The sequence below is a fragment of the Salinarchaeum sp. Harcht-Bsk1 genome, from assembly GCF_000403645.1.
In the GTDB taxonomy this organism is placed as follows: domain Archaea; phylum Halobacteriota; class Halobacteria; order Halobacteriales; family Salinarchaeaceae; genus Salinarchaeum.
In genome coordinates this window covers 1,846,376-1,864,124 of record NC_021313.1, presented here as the reverse complement: position 1 = coordinate 1,864,124, position 17,749 = coordinate 1,846,376, and the positions used below count along the sequence as shown (strand labels likewise).

Genomic DNA, 17,749 nt, shown 5'->3' with positions numbered 1-17,749 from the left:
GCTACCGCGTCGAGGTGGCCAGTCGTGAGACTCGTCGAGGGCTACGCCGACGTCGAGGACCTCGACGCGTTTCTCGAGTCCCTCACCGCGATCGGGGAGGAGCACGGCTGCGTCGTCCAGGCGTTCGACGCCCGCTACGTCGCCAGCAGGGGACACCTCGACCACGCTTTGCGGACGGCCCGCCGCGCGATCGATCGCGGCGAGGCGATCGCACGCGATCCGGCCGTCGAGGTGCTCTGCTACGCCGCCGGCACCCGCCAGATCGAGGTCGCATTGAAACTGGGCGTCGCCGAGGGACGAACGCCGGTCGTCGTGCTCGTCGCCAGACTCGACGACGATATCGATGCGGACGGCGTGAGTGGGAGCGAGGGCGACGTCCGGGCAGCCGAGACGGCGGCTGCGGACGCCGTCCGCGACCTGATCGAGCCCGCCGACCTGAAACGCGGTGCCGAACTCGGCGATCCCGAGCGGCTCCGGTCGTTCTTCGGGATCGACGAGGCCGAACTCGCCGCCAGCGACGCCGACCTCGCGACGCTCGTCAGGGAGCGGGTGGCGCTGCTCGCCGTCGAGCGGTAGCAACGAGACCTCAGGGACGATCGACCGTGACGTCGACCTCCTCTTCCCTCGCCATCGCGTCGAGCGCCTCGGCGAATCCCGCCTCGAAGGACCGGTGCTCGACGCCGAGTTCCTCGCGTGCTTTCCGGTCGTCGCCGAGGTATGTCGCACCGCCGAGGACCCGCAACGGTTCGGCACGGTAGTCGGGTGGCAACGTGACCGCGCGCTCGAGGAGCCCCGCGAGGCGAGACGCCAACCGGAACCACGCCGGCGATACCGAACGCGGCGCGGGGATTCCCGTCAGTTCCTCCGCAACCGAGAGGACCTCCACGAGCGTCATCGGGTGGCCCGCCACGATGTAGGCCTCGTCGGGTTCGCCCCGTTCCATCGCCAGCAGGTGTGCCCGGGCCGCGTCGTCGACGTGGGAGAAGCACCAGGCTGTCCGTCGGGGGACCGCCGGGAACTCACCGCGCAGGTAGTCCCGCCAGATGCCGCCGAGCTGGCTGGTGTCGCCCGGACCGTAGATCGCCCCAGGCATGACCGTCACGATCGGCACGCCGTCCGCCGCGAGTGCCATCGCGACGTCGTGGGCCTCGGCCTTCGTCCGATCGTACGCCGACAGGTGGGTCCCCTCGAAGCGATAGGACTCGTCGACCAGCTCCCCGTTCGTGTCGGAGTTCACGGCGAGCGTGGAGGTGTAGACGGCCTTCGGGAGATCCAGCGCCGCGACGAGGTCCAGGACGTTGCGGGTCCCCTCGACGTTGACGTCGCGCATCGTAGCGGGATCGTCGACGCCGAGGCGGTACATGGCAGCGACGTGGAAGACTCCGTCGACGCCCGACATCGGCTCGCGGAGGGTCTCGCGATCCGTGACGTCGCCCTGTACGACGTCGACGCCCAGGTCGCGGAGGTCGTCGGCGTCCGCTGGCGATCGGGCGAGCGCCACGACGTCGTGCCCGTCCGCAACCAGCTGTTGCGTCACGTGGCCGCCGAGAAAGCCGGTCCCGCCAGTGACGAAGTATTCCATGGGCTACAGAGTGGACCCGGAAGCAAAGGGATTCCGCGGGAGTCGGCCAACCCGCACGCGAGGCTCACTCGTCGTCGTTCACCAGCGAGTCGAGCACGACGTCCGGCGGCGCGATCCGCTCGATCGCGAACTGGGCCGCCCGCTCGACGTCGCCGGGGCCGTCGTAGGCACCGTCGAAGAGCTTCATCCAGTCGACGGCGAGGTCGGCGACGCGGTCCTCGCTCGTGACGGATCGCACCTCGCTGGTCGTCGCGAGTTCCGTGCCGGGATAGAGTGTCACGGTGAGGAGGTGGGCGTGTCGGTCGAGTTCTGGGTTCGGTGGCGCGATCCGGACCCGTACGTCGCCTGAGCTGTGACGGAACGCCACGAAGGACGGGCGACGATCGGTGTCGACGCCGCCGGGTCGTCGCTCGCGCTCCCAGTCGGCAGGCAGTGCCTCCTCGATCACAGCCTCCGATTCGGCGGGGGACCCCACGTACGTAGAGGTTCGGACAATTATCGCGATCGTTCCCCCCGTAATTCGCCGATCGTGAAGCAATGACGCAAGAATCCCCCTTTCAAACTGGGCATCCGTCTTGAATGCGACAGTCTGCTGTGCGAACGTCGCGTCGCGGGGGACTCGACAGCATCGGTGGCGTCGCTATCCGTCCGCGGACGAGCAGTGACGTCTGGAACTGCCCGGTCCAGTCACTGCTCGTCGTGCGTTGCCGGTTCCACCGTCGGCTCCCACGCGCCGGGCCAGTCTCCGTCGGACGACGCAGCGTCCTGCTCGTCGCCGTCGGCGGCCGTCGTTCGATCGGGAGCGTCGGTCGACGCGGCGGTCCGCTCGTCGCCGTCGGGACCGCCACCGGCTTCGTTTCGGGACGCAGCGTTCGGTGCCGCCGACCGGGCGCCACCGGACTGCAGCGGAGCGGGCTGGTCGCTGGCTCGCGGGCCCTCGCCCGCCGTCGACGCCTCGGGGAGCCAGCCACGGCTCGCCTCCTCGGGTTCCACGGCCGTTTGAAAGCGATCGAGCGCGTCCCGAAGCGACTGGGCCTCCGTCGAGAGTTGGCCCGTGCCGTGGGAGACCTCGGTGAGGGCGCTGGTTTGTTGCTCGGCGGCCGCGGCGACGGTGCCGGCCTCGGCGTCCACCTCGCGGCTGAGCTTCGCGGCGTGGTCGACCATCGAGACGACGTCGTCCGTCGCCGAGGTCTGCTCGTCGGTCGCCTCCGAGATCGCGAGGACGCCCTCGTGGGTCTCGTCGGCGTAGTCGGCGATCTCCGCGAGGGCGTCGATCGCTTCCTCGACGGTATCGCGGCCCTCCGTCACGGCGTCCCTGGTCGATTGCACCTCCGAGGCGGCGAGTTCGGTCTGGACCTTCACCTCGCCGACGAGGTTCTCGATGCGCTGGGCGGAGAACTTCGTCTCCGCGGCGAGGTCCTTGACCTCCTTCGCGACGACGGCGAAGCCCTCGTTCGCGTCGGCGGCCGACCGAGATGCCTCGATGTTCGCGTTGAGCGCGAGGACGTTGACCTCCTCCGCGACCTCGGAGATGAACTCCGCGACCTCGTCGATCTCGTCGACCAGTGCCTCCAGGTCCGCCATCTCCTCCGTCGCGCTGGCGGAACTCGCGTCGATCGACTCCATCGCCATCGCGGCGTCCCGTGCGGCCTCCTGCCCACGCTGGCCGGTCTCCGCGGTCCGCTCGGCCACGCGGGAGACGGTCTCCGCCCGGACGGCGATCGACTCGGTGGCGTCGGCGAGTTCGTCGATCCGCTCGGCGACCCGCTCGAACGTCCGCGACTGCGTCTCGGTCGTCTCGGAGATCTCCTGGACGGATGTCGAAACCTGCTCGCTGGCGTGCTGGACCTCCGCCGCGCTCGCGGTGACCTCTTCGCCGTGAATCGCGACGTCGTTCGAGAAGCGCTTGAGCCGGTCGATCGTTCGTTCGATCTCGGCGAGCATCGCGTCGAACTCGCCGGCGAGCGTCGCGAGACGGTCGTCGTCGGCCTCGGCCTCGATGCGGGTCGTCAGGTCGCCCGCAGCCGCTCGATCCATGGCGGCCTCGAACGCCTCGGCGTGGGCTGAGAGCGCCTCCGACAGGGCCGTGAGCTCCGCAGCGCGATCCTCGGCCCGGCGCTCGGCGCGCACCACCCGCTGCTCGGCGTCGGCGAGATCGGCAGTGAGTGACGCCATCGCCGCCGCGACCTGACCGACCTCGTCGTCGCGATCCGTGGGGAGGTCGGCTGGGCGATCGCCACGCTGGAGGTCGCGGGCAGCCTGCTCGAGCGGCTCGAGTTTGCCTCGCGGTACGGTCGTTGCGACCGCCAGGCCCACGGTAACCACGGCGAGTTGCCCACCGGCGAGCACGGCGAGGTTCGTCAGCGTGATCGAGCCACCAGTGAGCGCGATGGTCCCAGCCCAGACCGCGAGGAGACAGCCGGCGACGACGCCGACGATCGCGAGGACCGGTGGCGTGAGCACCCGAAGGGCCGAAGTCATGGTACCTGGCTTCCAGCGGAAACCAGATAAAACGTATTGGTGGTTTACTCGAATTTCTTCCTAGATACAACGACGAGGTGCTGGATTATTTTCCACCGTTGGATAGTATTACAGTACATATCAGTGAATGATTCTGCGAGCGTTCGCTGGCCTGTGGGGCAGCAGACTCGCGAAACCTGGCTGGACTGCAGACTCGCGATACCTGGCTGGCCTACAGATTCTCGATACCGCAGCGGCCTACCCACACAGGATTGTGCTAGCGCCCCCGACCGGGAGCGAAAGCGATACGCCCCAGGCCCACCCGATCCGAACCATGACGACCGACGCGTTCACCGTCGTCCCGGCGGTGGACCTCCGGGACGGCGAAGTCGTCCAGCTGGTCCAGGGCGAGCGTGGGACCGACCGCCGCTACGGCGATCCGGTCGAGGCCGCCGAGCGCTGGCTCGACCAGGGAGCGACGACGCTCCACCTGGTAGACCTCGACGGCGCCTTCGAGGGCGAGCGGATCAACGCCGACGCCGTCGAGCGGATCGTCGAGACCGTGCCCGAGACGGTTACCGTCCAGCTCGGCGGCGGGATCAGGACCGTCGACGACGCGGTCGAACTGCTCGACCTCGGGATCGATCGCGTCATCCTGGGAACCGCGGCCGTGGAGGACCCCGATATCGTCGCGGCGATCAGCGAGCGCCGTCCCGACAGCGTCGTCGTCAGCCTCGACGCGAAGGACGGCGAGGTCGTCGTCGAGGGCTGGACGGAGGGTACCGGTCTCGCACCCGCCGAGGCCGCCCAGCGCTACGCCGACCTCGGCGCCACGGGCATCCTCTTCACGAACGTCGACGTCGAGGGGAAGCTCGAGGGCGTCCGCACCGAACCGGTCGCCGACCTCGTCGACGCCGTCTCGATCCCGGTGATCGCCAGCGGCGGCGTCGCGACGATCGACGACGTGCTCGCGTTGCGGGAGGCCGGCGCCGCGTCGGTCGTCGTCGGCAGCGCACTCTACGAGGGCGAGTTCACGCTCGAAGCGGCGCTGGCTGCGCTCGACGCGGAGGACTGAGCACTGCCAGCACTAGCGGCTGGCGTCCGCGCGACGGAGCGTCACGGCGTTCGCCGCGAACGGCTCGTGGTAGGCACCGAAACCCCCGGAGAGGCCGCCGACGGAAATGTCGCCCTCGTCCGTCGCCAACTGGAGGGCACTCTCGACAGGGAATGCGGCCTCGGTCGGCTCCACCATGCTCTGGCGGACGCCGATCACCGGCACGTCGGTCAGTTCTCGCTGTCCGCCACCGTCGCCGTCGACGACGACCACGTCAGCGAGTAGCTCCGTTCCCGCCTGCCAGTGAATCGCGGCCGCGGTCACGCCGGATCGGAAGAAGTCGAACCGGGCGGGCAATGCAGGCGGTTCCGCCACGGCCCGCTGGTTCCCCATCGGCCAGACGTTCCCGAGCGAGGAGCCGTAGAACGCGCCGGCGACCTCCGGTTGCCCGAACGCGACCGCGTGGTCGAGTTCGTCCGAGCCAGGCGTGAGGAGCCCGTGGGCACCCATGACGCCGCCGGACCCGTCCCGGAGCACCAGCATCGGTGGCGTGCCGTCCCACGTTCGCACGACGGTCGCCCAGTCGGTCGCTGGACGGTTGCCCTCGAATGCGGTGTCGGGCTCCGGAGCGGTGAGCATGCAGTAGACGGTGACGCCACGGGCCCGTGCCTCGATCAGCAGGTCGCGGAGGTTCCCCAGTTCGCTCGCGGGGAGCACGAGGTACAGTTCCTCCTCGGCCCGCTCGATCTGTCGCTCGATCCGTCGGCGGACCGTCCGCGCCGAGCGGATCGTCTCGAAGCCGGCGTCCTCGGTGCCGGTCGCGGCGTATCGCTCGCTCGCCGCCCGCTCGAACGCCGAGAGCCGGGTCGAGAGGGCCTCGACTGCTTCGGCGGGCGGTCGCGCCCGGAGCATCGTCGGCGTCACGCTCTCGTCGACGGTGATGAGGCCCCTGTCGGCGAGTTCGCCGGCGATCTCGTAGACGTAGCTCTGGGAGACGTCCGCGCGCTCCGAGACCGTCCGCATGGTCGCCTCACCACCCTCGAGCACGACGAGGTACGCGTCGATCTCGGTGCGAGAGAGCCCGAGGTCGGCGAGCGCGTCGCGGAGCCGATCCGAAGCCATTGAACTGTCTTTCTTTTACTATTAGAAAAAGTTTTCTCGACGGGCTGCATCGGTCCACTCGAATGAGTGTACACCGAGTCTGCAGTAGCTCGATCCGCCCCGAACCAAGCGGGCGGATCGGGCAGGCCGCGCTGCCCTCCCGCTGTGGCGGATCCGGACGGAGGTGCAGGTCGGGTGAGTGACGCCGAATCCGCCGAGGCGAGCCAGCCCGAAACGACCCCAAAGGACGACGTGAACCGCGCGAACCGGCTGCGCTGGACGGCCGTCATCTTCGCGGCGCTCGCGATCGGCGGCGGCGCGATGATGGCACGCGGACCGGTCATTCCGGAGCTGGAGACTGCCTTCGGCGCACCGGAGTGGCAGCTCGGCCTCATCGCGCCCGCTGGGACGCTGGGCTACCTCTTCGCCGTGACCTTCGTCGGCTTCGGTGCCGGCCACCTGCGGGCGCGACTGTTGATCGCCGGCGGCCTGGTCGGCAACGCCGTCGCCCTGCTCGCGCTCGGCGCGGCGCCGATACTGCTCGTGTTCCTCGGCGCGGTCGTCGTGCAGGGCGCGATGATGGGCGTCGTCCGGGGGCTGAACCGCCCGCTCCTCAGCCACTTCTACCCCTCCAGACGCGGCCGGATCTATGGCTACTACGACATGACCTGGGCCGCCGGCGCGGCGCTCGCGCCGGTGCTCGTCGTCGCGGTCGTCGCGCTGGCGTCCTGGCGGTTCGTCTTCTGGATCTTCGCGGTCCTCCTGCTCGGACTGGGCGTCGTCGTCTGGCGCCTCGACGAGCCCGCCGTCGAGACCCAGGAGGAACCGCTCGCTCGCGAGGACGTCCTGAGCCTCCTCCGGCGCCCCGAAGTGCTCGGGATGGCGCTCGTGATGTTCTTCGCGACCGGCGTTGAGGGCGGCCTCTTCCTCTGGCTCCCCACGTACGCCGAGAGCCAACTGCCGAGCTGGATCGCTGGCGTCACGCTCTCGATCATGATCGCGGGCTACGTCCCCGGCCGCTTCGTCTACGGTCGCCTCTCCGAGCGCGTCGGCTACGTCCGGCTGCTCGTCGCGATCCTCGGCCTCCTCGTGCCCGTGTTCGTCGTCACGTTCACGCTCGCCGAGGGACTGTGGCTGCTCCCGGGGATCCTCGCCATCGGCCTGCTCATCTCCGGTGCCTTCCCGCTGCTGGTCTCCTACGCCACCGACGCCGCGCCGGAGTACAGCGGCCCCGTCACCGCCGTCGCTGCGATTTCCTCCTCGCTGGGCGTCGGCGTCATGCCCGCGATCATGGGCTTCGCGATCAGCGACGCCGATCCCGTCCTCGGGATGCAGCTCCTCCTGATCCCGCTCGGGCTGGCGCTCGTCACGATCGTGATCGCGCGGATCGCGGAGGTCCGCCGGACGCCGACCGACGACGCCGCCTGCGCCAGCGGCGACTAGGCGGCCTATTGACAGTCGACCGGGAAACGCGAGCGTGGGCGCTCCACCGCGAACCAGACCGATGAGTCAACCGTCTCTCCTGGCGGACTGAAAGGGCGAGGCCGGCTCCGGGAAGCACGACGAAGGTGAGCCGAGCGAAGCGAGGCGAACGTCGAAAGGCGAGCGTGAGCGAGCCTTTCGGAACAAGCACTGGAGGTGAGCGAGCGGTAGCGAGCGAGCCGAAGCGCGCAGCGAGTCGCGCGACTGGAGCCGGCCGAGGGCTTTCGAGGCGGCTGCCGGTGCGGTCCTGCCTGAGCGGTTCGTGCCTGCAACCACGACACATGGGAGCGCCAGCGATTTGTAGGGGCTCCGCCAACGAACTGCCCATGAGCGACCGAGCGGCGGCGGTCAGCCGCGAGACGGCGGAGACCGACATCGACCTGACGTTGGAAATCGACGGGGACGGGGAGGCCGAGGTGGACACCGGCATCGGCTTCTTCGACCACATGCTGGAGGCCCTCGCGACGCACGGCCTCTTCGACCTCACGGTGAGTTGCGACGGCGACCTCGAGGTCGACGACCACCACACGGTCGAGGACGTCGGGATCGCGCTGGGCGAGGCCTTCGACGAGGCGCTCGGTGAACGCGAGCGGATCGTGCGCTACGCCGACCGACGGGTCCCACTCGACGAGTCCGTGGCGTCGGTCGTCGTCGACGTCTCCGGACGGCCCCGCTTCTACTTCGAGGGGACGTTCTCCCAGGCGGCGGTGGGCGAACTGGCGAGCGACATGGCGCGGCACTTCTTCGAGTCGCTGGCGCTGAACGCCGGGCTGACACTGCACGCCGAGATCGAGGGCCGGAACGCCCACCACGAGATCGAGGCGCTGTTCAAGGCCGTCGCGGGGGCCATGGACGACGCGACGCGGATCGACGAGCGCCGGTCGGGGGCGCCTAGCACGAAGGGCGAATTGTAGAGCGATCCAGACGCTGGTGAACCGACGACGCTGGACGGCACTCAGCGGAGCGCCGCTCTGATTCGCCGGGCTTCTTCCGCGTCCCGAGCGTAGACGACGAACGAACCCTCCCACTCGCCGGTCTGCACGTCCCGAGCGAGTTCCGCGCCGACCTGGGCGCGATGGATCTCCTCGCCGTCGAGGACCGCCACGACCTCGAAGGCGTCGTGTCGATCCCCGAGCCCGACGCGCTGTGCGAGGTCGACGATCGTCGCCGTTCGATCCTCGGTCAGCGACACCGGCACGTACGGCGCCTCGTTCCCACGGGTAACTTCACCGACCGTCGCGACGCCGGAGCGGTCGAAGAGCCGGTACTCCTCGTCCGGGCCGACGAGGCGGACGACCAGGGATCCCTCGCCGTCGCCGGACTCGCTGGATCCGTCGCCGGATCGATCCGATCCATCCACGGACTGGTCCGATCCCCCGTTCGTGCCTGTGGCGTCACTGGACGTCGCGTCGGTGTCGTTCCCGCCATCGTCGTCACTCGAGAGACATCCGCCGAGCGAGAGCGCCAGGCCGCTGCCGATCGTCCCGAGCAACTGCCGTCTGGAGGACTGCATGCGCGATCGGTCCGTGGCCGAGCCCCATCGTTCTTTCCACCTATTTCTTCGTGCACAGACAATAGTTTGTCACCGTCGGTTGGCCCGACTGACCCCGAGTCGGCTTCGGATCGGATGGAGAATTCCTGGGTCGTTACGCGAGCAGGCGAAGGACCGGTTCACAGTCGTTTCGGAATCCGCGCATGGTGCCACGGGCGCTGTGGAATCCTCACGAAAAATCCCGCACCTTCAAAACCACCCGTGGCCAACGAAGGCGCATGTTCGACGAGATTTTGGAGAAGTTCGAGGGCAGTCCGAGTCAGCAGGCGGTGATCCGCCTCCTTCTCGAGCGGGGTTTTTCGGTCAACGACGAGGGGCGGGTCGTTTCCGGCGGCATCGAGATCCCCAATACCGGCATCGCCCGCGAGATCGACGTCGACCGGCGCGTCGTTGACTCGACGACGGACGCGATCCTGGAGGACGAGGAGCTCCGACGCATCTTCCAGAACATCTCCCAGGTGCCGAGCCTGATGGACCTCGCACCGGTGCTCGATCTGACGGTCCTGACCGTGGAGGTCGCGGAGGCCGAGGAGCACGGCATCGTCGCGGAGATCAGCAAGCTGCTCGCCGAGCGCGAGCTGTCGATCCGCCAGATCATCACGGAGGATCCGGAGTTCACCGACGAGGCGCGCTGTTACGTGATCATCGACGGCGAGGCACCGGGCGAGCTGCTGAACGTGATCTCGGACCTGCCGTTCGTCCGTTCGGTGGAAATCAAGTGAAAGCCGAAGAGGTTCGGTAGTTTCCGCCGAAACAGTCGCGGCTGGCAGCGAGCGAGTCCGTCAGGGAGCGACGCCGACGGTGAACAGCGTGCCGTACTCCCGATCGGATTCGCGGTACTCCGCCGGGCTGTCGTACCACTCGGTGGGGAATTCCGATTTCGGCGGAATCTCGCTCTCGGTGTCGGGGATCCGCGTCTGGCCGGCGAGATGGAAGCCTGCCTCGCGGAACGCCTCTCGGTACTCCGCTTCGCTCCAGCGCGTCATCGGGATCGAGATGTTCTCCTGCCAACCCTCGCTGTAGTGGTGTTCCTCCCAGTAGTTCACCCCACAGTAGAACGTGCCGCCCGAACGAAGGACGCGGCGCAGTTCCGCCAGGGCCTCGTGGGGATTCGCGGCGTAGTAGAAGGCCTCCATCGAGAACGCGTGGTCGATGGAATCGTCGGGGAGCGGCAGGTGGTGGAAGTCGGCGGCCACGAACTCGACCGGTTCCTCCGTGTCGGTGTACTCGCGGGCATTGCCCACCATCTCCGGCGCGCCGTCGACCCCGATCGCACGGCCGGCGTCGGCGGCCTCCCGGAGCGCACGAGCCGCGTAGCCGCTGCCCGAACCGAAATCGAGCACCGTGTCGCCGGCCTCGACCGGCATCGCCGAGAGCGCGTGCTTTGCGGTGTGCCAGTGGCGCTCTTCCATCCCCCGGTCGCGGCCCTCTGCGGCCCAGTCGTCGAACTCCTCGCGGACGCTCATACGCGAAACCAGCGGCGGAATCGGCATGGGAATTTCGACTGGTGGCGCTGGGGCGGCCGGCGGCATGGACGCATGCTGCGGTTGCCACAGCGGGTCGAAGCCTGTCACGGACTGTCGAACAGGAATTAAGGTCACTGCACCGCACTCGGTGGGTATGGACTACGAGCTCGCGGTCGACGGGGGGCCAGACTCGATTCCCGGGGGGACGAGCGTACTGCTGGTCCATCCGAGCACAGCCGAGACGGACCGCGTGGACACGGACTTCCTCAAAAAAGACACCGACCACTTCCTCGTGATCTCGACCCGGACCACCGCCCGGGAGGTCACCCAGAAACTCGACTACTACGACGTCGACGAGGACCGCGCAGTCATCCTCGACACCCTCTCCGTCGAACGTGGGTACTCCCGACGGACGCGGGACGACGTCCACTACGTCTCCTCGCCCGACGACACCGACGGCATCGTGGAGCAGACCAAACAGTTCCTCGAGTCCCACGACGGCAAGATTCGACTCAGCTTCGACTCCGTCACTGAACTCGCCTACTACGCCGGCGAAGAGGAGGCGCGCGACGCCGTCGAGCGAATCCTCGACCTGCTGGTCGATCACGACGCAGTCGGCCTGTTCCACCTCTCCACGGAGGTCCACGACGAGGACGTGCTGGAGGGATACCGGGACCGCTTCGACGTCGTGATCGACCTGGCCGAGGACGACTCCATCGACGTCCAGGACTGAGTTTTCGGATTTTCGTTCGGACGTTCGCGGTTGTGGAGCCAGCTTCGCCGTCTCGGACACCGCACTCCTGTCTCGAGTCAACAGACACTATCTCGAACCACCACACTCGCTTCGCTTGCGCGCGACTCGCGCTGCTCGCCGTCGGCCGAGAGCGAATCTGGATCGACGAGTGGGGGCTTCCAATCGGTTCGCAGTTGCCACTGCGCACCGGTTTTGGCGTACCAGTATGTTCCAGAATCCACCCGAAGAAGCCCCAACCACTGAATCACACGCGGTAACTACGCCGCTCCCAGTCCGACCATACCGGGCCCGGGAAGTGAACGTTTTTGGTGAACCCCGCCGTGGTGTTCCCACATGGACTACCGGGCAGTCGAGACGACGGACGAGTACGTCGCCCGGCTTTCGACTGGGGCAGACTGGCGTGCAGAGATCGAAGCGCTCGCCGAGGAAGTCGAGGCGGACGCGGGCTGGTTCACGGCGCTCGGTTCGGTGCGTGACGCCGAGATGTGGTTCTACGACCAGGAGAAGAAGGAGTACGAGCCGGTGTACTTCGACGAACACCTCGAGGTCGCGGCGTGCGTGGGCAACGTCTCCATCCTCGACGGGGAGCGGTTCGCCCACACCCACGCCGTGCTCTCGCGGCCGGACGGCACCGCGCTCGCAGGCCACCTCGATTCGGCGGAGGTGTTCGCCGGCGAGGTGCACTTCCGCAAATTCGCCGAACCGCTCGAACGAGCGCACCACGAACCGACGGACCTGGACCTGTGGCTGTGAGGTCGCGTCGCCGACGCTCGGCGCTCACGACCCGCGGCTCGCAGGCCGATAATCCACGGAATCGGAGGTGCCCACCGTGAAACCGGAGGACGAACAGTACTTCGACCGACTCGAGGCCGAACTCGACCGCGCGATGGCGATCGCCGAGGAGGCGAAGTCCCGCGGCGAGGACCCCGAGCCCGAGGTCGAGATTCCGACGGCGCGGGACATGGCCGACCGCGTCGAGAACATCCTCGGCATCGAGGGCGTCGCCGAGCGCGTCCGCGAACTCGAGGACGATTTCAGCCGCGAGGAGGCCGCCCTCGAACTCGTCGAGGACTTCGTCGAGGGCCGGGTCGGCAGCTACGAGTCCGACGCCGGCAAGATCGAGGGCGCGGTCCGGACCGCGGTCGCACTCCTGACCGAGGGCGTCGTCGCCGCGCCGATCGAGGGGATCGACCGCGTCGAGATCGACCAGAACGACGACGGCACCGACTACGTCACCGTCGCGTACGCGGGCCCGATCCGCTCTGCGGGTGGGACCGCCCAGGCGCTCTCGGTGCTCGTCGCCGACTACGCCCGGAGCCTGCTCGACGTCGGCGAGTTCAAACCCCGGGACGACGAGATCGAGCGCTACGCCGAGGAGATCGAACTCTACTCCAACGAGACGGGGCTCCAGTACACGCCCAAGGACAAGGAGTCGAAGTTCATCACGGAGCACTGCCCCGTCATGCTCGACGGGGAAGCAACCAGCGACGAAGAGGTCTCGGGCTTTCGCGACCTCGAACGGATCGACACCAACTCCGCCCGCGGCGGTATGTGCCTCGTGCTCGCGGAGGGGATCGCCCTGAAGGCGCCGAAGATCCAGCGCTACACCCGGAATCTCGACGAGGTCGAGTGGCCCTGGCTCCAGGACCTCATCGACGGAACCATCGGCAAGAACGACGGCGACGAGGAGGCGGACGAAGCCGAGAGCGGCGATAGCGCTTCCGAGGAGGAAACCGCAAACGCCGAAGACGAGGAAGGAGATGCCCACGCGGACGGGCCCGACGGGCCGCCCCGGATCGACGAGAACGGGAAGTTCCTGCGCGATCTCATCGCCGGCCGCCCCGTCTTCGGCCACCCCAGCGAGTCGGGCGGCTTCCGGCTGCGCTACGGCCGGAGCCGAAATCTCGGCGACGCGACCGCGGGCGTCCACCCCGCGACGATGCGGCTCGTCGACGACTTCCTCGCGCCGGGCACCCAGATCAAGACCGAACTGCCCGGGAAGGCCGCGGGCGTGGTCCCCGTCGACTCCATCGAGGGACCGACGGTCCGGCTTGCGAACGGCGACGTCCGCCGGATCGCCGACGACGCGGAGGCCAAGGAGGTCCGCAACGGCGTCGAGGCGATCCTCGACCTCGGCGAGTACCTCGTGAACTACGGCGAGTTCGTCGAGAACAACCACCCGCTGGCACCGGCGGCCTACGCCACCGAGTGGTGGGCGCAGGACCTCGAGGCCGCGGGCGTCGACGTCCAGGCGCTCGAGGACGACCCCGCGGTCGACCTCGCCGACCCCGATCCCGAGACCGCGATCGAGTGGGCCGAGGAATTCGACGCGCCGCTCCACCCCGCGTACACCTACGTCTGGCACGACGTGTCGGTCGGGGACGTCGATCGGCTCGCCGACGCCGTCGCTGTCGGAGAAGTTCGGTCTCCGGACGCCGGCCCCGGTGACGCAGTCGCTGACGGAGGCACCGCAGCCACAGCACCCACCGATGGCACCACAGGGAACGACACCGAACTGGTCCTCGAATTCGACCCTGAGGTAGCCCGGACCCTCGAAACCCTGCTCGTTCCCCACCGCCAGCGCGACGACGATATTTTCGTCCCAGCCTGGCGCCCGCTCGCCGCCTCGCTCGGGCTCGACGAGGATCGCCAGCGACCGTGGACCCTCGACGACCTCCCGAGCGAGGCGCGAGAGTGGGAGGACGGGAACAACGCCGTGAAGGCCGTCGACGCCGTCGCGCCCTTCGAAATCCGCGAGAAGGCGCCCACTCGCGTCGGCTGTCGGATGGGCCGTCCGGAGAAGTCCGAGTCCAGGGAACTCTCGCCCGCGGTCCACACGCTCTTCCCGATCGGGAACGCCGGCGGCGACCAGCGCGACGTCGGCGCCGCGACCCACCACGCCGACTCGCTCTCGGAGACGCCGGGCGAGGTCGCCGTCGAGATCGGCGTCCGGAAGTGCCACGACTGCGACGTGGAGACCCACGAGCCTCGCTGCCCCGACTGCGGCGAGCACATCGAGCCCCACTACACCTGCCCCGAGTGCGACACGGTGCTCGAACCCGACGACGCCGGCCGGGTGCAGTGCGACCGATGCGAGGTCGAGGGCTCCGCCGTCGAGGAGCGCCGCATCGACGTCGGCGAGGCCTACCACGACGCGATGGACGCCGTCGGCGAACGCGAGCACGCCTTCGACATGCTCAAAGGCGTCAAGGGGCTCACCTCACGGCTCAAGACGCCCGAGCCCATCGAGAAGGGCGTCCTCCGCGCCAAGCACGGCGTCTCGGCGTTCAAGGACGGTACCGTCCGCTACGACATGACGGACCTGCCCGTCACCGCGGTCAAGCCCGCCGAACTGGACGTCTCGGTCGACCAGTTCCGCCAGCTCGGGTACGAGGAAGACGTCCACGGCGACGACCTCCGCCACGAGGACCAGGTGGTCGAACTGAAAGTCCAGGACGTGATCCTCTCAGAGGGCGGCGCCGAGCACATGCTCAAGACCGCCGACTTCGTCGACGACCTGCTGGAGTCTTACTACGGGCTCGATCCGTACTACGAACTCGAGGACAACGACGACCTCGTCGGCGAACTCGTCTTCGGGATGGCGCCGCACACCTCCGCCGCGGTGGTGGGCAGGGTGATCGGGTTCACGAACGTCGCGGGGGGCTACGCACATCCGTACTTCCACGCGGCGAAGCGCCGAAACTGCGACGGGGACGAAGACTGCGTAATGCTCCTCCTCGACGGCCTCCTCAACTTCTCCAAGTCTTACCTCCCTGACCAACGCGGGGGCCGGATGGACGCCCCGCTCGTCATGTCCTCCCGGATCGACCCCCAGGAGATCGACGACGAGGCCCACAACGTCGACGTCGTCACCGAGTACCCCCGCGAGTTCTACGAGGCGACTCGCGAACTGGCCGACCCCGAGGACGTCGACGTCGAGATCGTCGAGGACACCCTCGGCACCGATGAGGAGTACTCCGGCTTCGGCTTCACCCACGATACGACAGACATCGCCGCCGGCCCCGATCTCTCGGCGTACAAGACGCTCGACTCGATGATGGACAAGATGAACGCCCAGCTCGAACTCGCTCGGACGCTCCGGGCCGTCGACGAGACCGACGTCGCCGAGCGCGTCATCGAGTACCACTTCCTCCCCGACCTGATCGGCAACCTGCGAGCGTTCTCCCGACAGGAGGTCCGGTGTCTCGACTGCGGCGAGAAGTTCCGCCGGGCCCCGCTCTCGCGGGACTGCCGGGAGTGTGGCGGCGACATCACGCTCACCGTCCACGAGGGCTCCGTGAACAAGTACATGGAGACCGCCATGGAAGTCGCCGAGGAGTACGGCGCCCGCAAGTACACGAAACAGCGCCTCGAGGTCCTCGACAGGTCGATCGCCCGGGTGTTCGAGAACGACAAGAACAAGGCGAGTTCGCTGGACGACTTCATGTGAACCTTTTTCCGGAGAGCAGGCGCTGGAGCGCCTGCTCTCCGCAAAAACGTCCATGAAAAAGGCCAGCCACCGCCACGGCCGCCGCATCAGCCCGCGACCGCTCCGCCGCCACTCCGCCACCGCCCCGCCACTGCTCCATCACCGCAACGCAACCGCTCAGCGACCGCATCCGCGATCGGTGCCAACACGGAGCCACGACGACCTTTTCCCTGCGCTCGTCGGAGAACGGGCATGCGACTGTTCGTCAGCGTCGACCTTCCCGAGGACCTCGCGGACGCCGTCGCAGACGTGCAGGAGCCGTTCGGCGAGGCCAGCGGGGTGCGGCTCATTGATCCCGAGCAGGCCCACGTCACGCTGAAATTTCTCGGGGACGTGCCGGAGACGACGGCCGGCGACGACCCGGACCTCGACGCGACGGTCGACGCGATCGCGGCTGGCGTGGCCGACGCCGACGTCGGATCCTTCGAGGTCGGGGTGCGAGGACTCGGCGCCTTTCCCTCGCCGGAGTACATCAGAGTGCTCTGGGTCGGGATCGACGAGGGCGCGGGCGAGCTGTTGGCGCTTCAGCGAGCCATCGAGGAGCGAACCGTCGGGCTCGGCTTCGATCCCGAGGAGCACGAGTTCACGCCCCACGTGACGATCGGGCGGATGGACCACGCGGGCGGCAAGGGACACGTCCAGTCCGTGCTCGAAGAACGATCGCCCGACGTCGGGACGTTCGAGGTCGACGCGGTCACCCTGACGGAGTCCACGCTCGAGGACGACGGACCGGTCTACGAGACGGTCGAGTCGTTCCCGCTGTGAGCCGCAGCGGACGGTGACGATCGGCGCCGGGTCGAGGGGCCGCCTTCAGCCCTGGAAACCGTCGTCCTCGACCTGCTCCGCGACCGGTTGCGGGAGCGTCCGTTCGAACCCGTCGCCCAGCGACGGTTCGAGCCAGCCGCCGTCGCAGTAGTGCGCGGGGTCGGCCTCGCAGCGCCCGGGTGATGCGTCCAGCTCCCCCAGGACGTTGTGGAGGAGCTCGTGGACGGCGATCGACTCGCGATCGTCGGCGGAGGCCCCGGCGTCGACGACCAGGAACCGCCCCGGCGTTCGCCCGTAGCCGACGGAGGCGAGGTCGCTCTCGAACGGGACGACGAGGATACCGCGAGCGACTCGGCTGCGATCGCCTCGGACCCGCTCGGACGCCGCCGCCAGCGCGTCGAAGTTCTCGCCGGTGTAGGGTCCGACCTTGAGCCGATCGCCGCGCTGGACCTGGAGATCGACGCCCGTCGAGCCGTCAGGATTCTCGATCGGCATCGCTGCGAAGTGGGCCGCGAGCCGCTCGGCGTCGGCGGCGCTAACGGGAGCTGCACCCTCGGCGTGATCGATCCGGACGTAGAGCGTCATCCTGAGCGGATCGGCGTCGGGTAGCGAGACGCCGTCGCGGGTCGCCCCGTCGACCTCCGCGCCGTCGGGGAGTCCATCCCCGTCGGTGTCGGCGAGGAACGGGTCAGTGCCAATGGCGACCTCGCTGCCGTCGGGCAGGCCGTCGTCGTCCGTGTCGGCCCGAGTCGGGTCCGTTCCGAGCTGTCTCTCCCGCCCGTCCTCGACGCCATCGCCGTCGGTGTCCGCGACCCGCGGATCCGTTCCGATGTCGTACTCGGTGGCGTCGTCGAGCCCGTCGCCGTCGGTGTCGGTGACGAAGGGATCGGAGCCACCCCACACTTCTGCCGCTGCCGGTGCGCCGTCGTCGTCGAGGGCGACGACGTTCGTGCCGCCGAGGATTGCCAGGAACGCGATCGGCACGATCGCGATCGCGACCAGCAGCGAGCGCCTCGGGATGGATGCCACGTACGGGCAGCGAAC

The 17,749-nt window shown here is 68.5% G+C and carries 16 protein-coding genes; 9 read left to right on the top strand and 7 right to left on the bottom strand.

Features of this window, described 5'->3' with window-relative positions; genetic code table 11:
- Window positions 1-24: 24 nt before the first annotated feature.
- Window positions 25-576, top strand: a complete 552-nt coding sequence (gene cgi121 / locus L593_RS08405; protein ID WP_020446527.1) for a KEOPS complex subunit Cgi121 — start codon at window positions 25-27, stop codon at window positions 574-576.
- Between the two features lie 10 nt (window positions 577-586).
- On the opposite strand, the gene L593_RS08400 is transcribed toward cgi121, so the two are convergent.
- The 3 genes from L593_RS08400 to L593_RS08390 form a co-directional block, all read right to left on the bottom strand.
- Window positions 587-1,582, bottom strand: coding sequence for an NAD-dependent epimerase/dehydratase family protein (locus L593_RS08400; protein WP_020446526.1), 996 nt, complete (start codon window positions 1,580-1,582; stop codon window positions 587-589).
- Window positions 1,583-1,646: 64 nt separating this feature from the next.
- Complete coding sequence (locus L593_RS08395; RefSeq protein WP_187292608.1) at window positions 1,647-2,057, bottom strand: hypothetical protein; 411 nt, start codon at window positions 2,055-2,057, stop codon at window positions 1,647-1,649.
- 212 nt (window positions 2,058-2,269) lie between these two features.
- Window positions 2,270-4,063: a methyl-accepting chemotaxis protein gene (locus tag L593_RS08390; protein WP_049893996.1), complete on the bottom strand. Its 1,794-nt coding sequence runs from the start codon at window positions 4,061-4,063 to the stop codon at window positions 2,270-2,272.
- A gap of 313 nt (window positions 4,064-4,376) precedes the next feature.
- Here L593_RS08390 and hisA point away from each other — a divergent pair, with 313 nt between their 5' ends.
- Entirely contained in the window at window positions 4,377-5,117 is a 741-nt protein-coding gene (gene hisA / locus L593_RS08385; protein ID WP_020446523.1) for a 1-(5-phosphoribosyl)-5-[(5-phosphoribosylamino)methylideneamino]imidazole-4-carboxamide isomerase, read from the top strand.
- Window positions 5,118-5,129: 12 nt separating this feature from the next.
- On the opposite strand, the gene L593_RS08380 is transcribed toward hisA, so the two are convergent.
- Window positions 5,130-6,218 (bottom strand): TrmB family transcriptional regulator, encoded by a 1,089-nt coding sequence (locus tag L593_RS08380; RefSeq protein WP_020446522.1) that lies wholly within the window; start codon window positions 6,216-6,218, stop codon window positions 5,130-5,132.
- 174 nt (window positions 6,219-6,392) lie between these two features.
- Here L593_RS08380 and L593_RS08375 point away from each other — a divergent pair, with 174 nt between their 5' ends.
- Complete coding sequence (locus L593_RS08375) at window positions 6,393-7,640, top strand: sugar MFS transporter (RefSeq protein ID WP_020446521.1); 1,248 nt, start codon at window positions 6,393-6,395, stop codon at window positions 7,638-7,640.
- 365 nt (window positions 7,641-8,005) lie between these two features.
- Window positions 8,006-8,593: an imidazoleglycerol-phosphate dehydratase HisB gene (hisB, locus tag L593_RS08370; protein WP_020446520.1), complete on the top strand. Its 588-nt coding sequence runs from the start codon at window positions 8,006-8,008 to the stop codon at window positions 8,591-8,593.
- A gap of 41 nt (window positions 8,594-8,634) precedes the next feature.
- Here hisB and L593_RS08365 read toward each other — a convergent pair whose 3' ends face one another.
- On the bottom strand, window positions 8,635-9,192 hold the full coding sequence (locus L593_RS08365) for a hypothetical protein (RefSeq protein ID WP_020446519.1): 558 nt from the start codon (window positions 9,190-9,192) through the stop codon (window positions 8,635-8,637).
- A 257-nt stretch (window positions 9,193-9,449) separates the two neighbouring features.
- Between L593_RS08365 and L593_RS08360 the strand changes: the two genes are divergently transcribed.
- Complete coding sequence (locus L593_RS08360) at window positions 9,450-9,953, top strand: amino acid-binding ACT domain protein (RefSeq protein WP_020446518.1); 504 nt, start codon at window positions 9,450-9,452, stop codon at window positions 9,951-9,953.
- Between the two features lie 60 nt (window positions 9,954-10,013).
- On the opposite strand, the gene L593_RS08355 is transcribed toward L593_RS08360, so the two are convergent.
- Window positions 10,014-10,697, bottom strand: coding sequence for a class I SAM-dependent methyltransferase (locus tag L593_RS08355; RefSeq protein ID WP_020446517.1), 684 nt, complete (start codon window positions 10,695-10,697; stop codon window positions 10,014-10,016).
- 154 nt (window positions 10,698-10,851) lie between these two features.
- Here L593_RS08355 and L593_RS08350 point away from each other — a divergent pair, with 154 nt between their 5' ends.
- The 4 genes from L593_RS08350 (at window position 10,852) to thpR (ending at window position 16,705) form a co-directional block, all read left to right on the top strand.
- Complete coding sequence (locus tag L593_RS08350; RefSeq protein WP_020446516.1) at window positions 10,852-11,430, top strand: hypothetical protein; 579 nt, start codon at window positions 10,852-10,854, stop codon at window positions 11,428-11,430.
- A gap of 354 nt (window positions 11,431-11,784) precedes the next feature.
- Complete coding sequence (locus L593_RS08345; protein ID WP_020446515.1) at window positions 11,785-12,204, top strand: PPC domain-containing DNA-binding protein; 420 nt, start codon at window positions 11,785-11,787, stop codon at window positions 12,202-12,204.
- Window positions 12,205-12,280: 76 nt separating this feature from the next.
- A complete protein-coding gene (locus L593_RS08340) occupies window positions 12,281-15,901 on the top strand; it encodes a DNA polymerase II large subunit (protein ID WP_020446514.1) in 3,621 nt (1,206 codons plus the stop codon).
- Window positions 15,902-16,132: 231 nt separating this feature from the next.
- A complete protein-coding gene (gene thpR / locus L593_RS08335) occupies window positions 16,133-16,705 on the top strand; it encodes an RNA 2',3'-cyclic phosphodiesterase (RefSeq protein ID WP_020446513.1) in 573 nt (190 codons plus the stop codon).
- A 45-nt stretch (window positions 16,706-16,750) separates the two neighbouring features.
- Here the strand turns inward: thpR and L593_RS08330 are convergent, their stop codons facing one another.
- Window positions 16,751-17,734, bottom strand: coding sequence for a thrombospondin type 3 repeat-containing protein (locus tag L593_RS08330; protein ID WP_020446512.1), 984 nt, complete (start codon window positions 17,732-17,734; stop codon window positions 16,751-16,753).
- Between the last annotated feature and the right edge of the window lie 15 nt (window positions 17,735-17,749).

Excerpts from the sequence above, each read along its gene's own strand:
- L593_RS08355 (WP_020446517.1), bottom strand. The coding sequence starts at position 10,697 with ATGAGCGTCCGCGAGGAGTTCGACGACTGGGCCGCAGAGGGCCGCGAC.
- L593_RS08400 (WP_020446526.1), bottom strand. The coding sequence starts at position 1,582 with ATGGAATACTTCGTCACTGGCGGGACCGGCTTTCTCGGCGGCCACGTG.
- L593_RS08345 (WP_020446515.1), top strand. The coding sequence starts at position 11,785 with ATGGACTACCGGGCAGTCGAGACGACGGACGAGTACGTCGCCCGGCTT.
- L593_RS08365 (WP_020446519.1), bottom strand. The coding sequence starts at position 9,192 with ATGCAGTCCTCCAGACGGCAGTTGCTCGGGACGATCGGCAGCGGCCTG.
- hisA (WP_020446523.1), top strand. The coding sequence starts at position 4,377 with ATGACGACCGACGCGTTCACCGTCGTCCCGGCGGTGGACCTCCGGGAC.
- L593_RS08360 (WP_020446518.1), top strand. The coding sequence starts at position 9,450 with ATGTTCGACGAGATTTTGGAGAAGTTCGAGGGCAGTCCGAGTCAGCAG.
- thpR (WP_020446513.1), top strand. The coding sequence starts at position 16,133 with ATGCGACTGTTCGTCAGCGTCGACCTTCCCGAGGACCTCGCGGACGCC.
- L593_RS08380 (WP_020446522.1), bottom strand. The coding sequence starts at position 6,218 with ATGGCTTCGGATCGGCTCCGCGACGCGCTCGCCGACCTCGGGCTCTCT.
- hisB (WP_020446520.1), top strand. The coding sequence starts at position 8,006 with ATGAGCGACCGAGCGGCGGCGGTCAGCCGCGAGACGGCGGAGACCGAC.
- L593_RS08350 (WP_020446516.1), top strand. The coding sequence starts at position 10,852 with ATGGACTACGAGCTCGCGGTCGACGGGGGGCCAGACTCGATTCCCGGG.
- L593_RS08390 (WP_049893996.1), bottom strand. The coding sequence starts at position 4,063 with ATGACTTCGGCCCTTCGGGTGCTCACGCCACCGGTCCTCGCGATCGTC.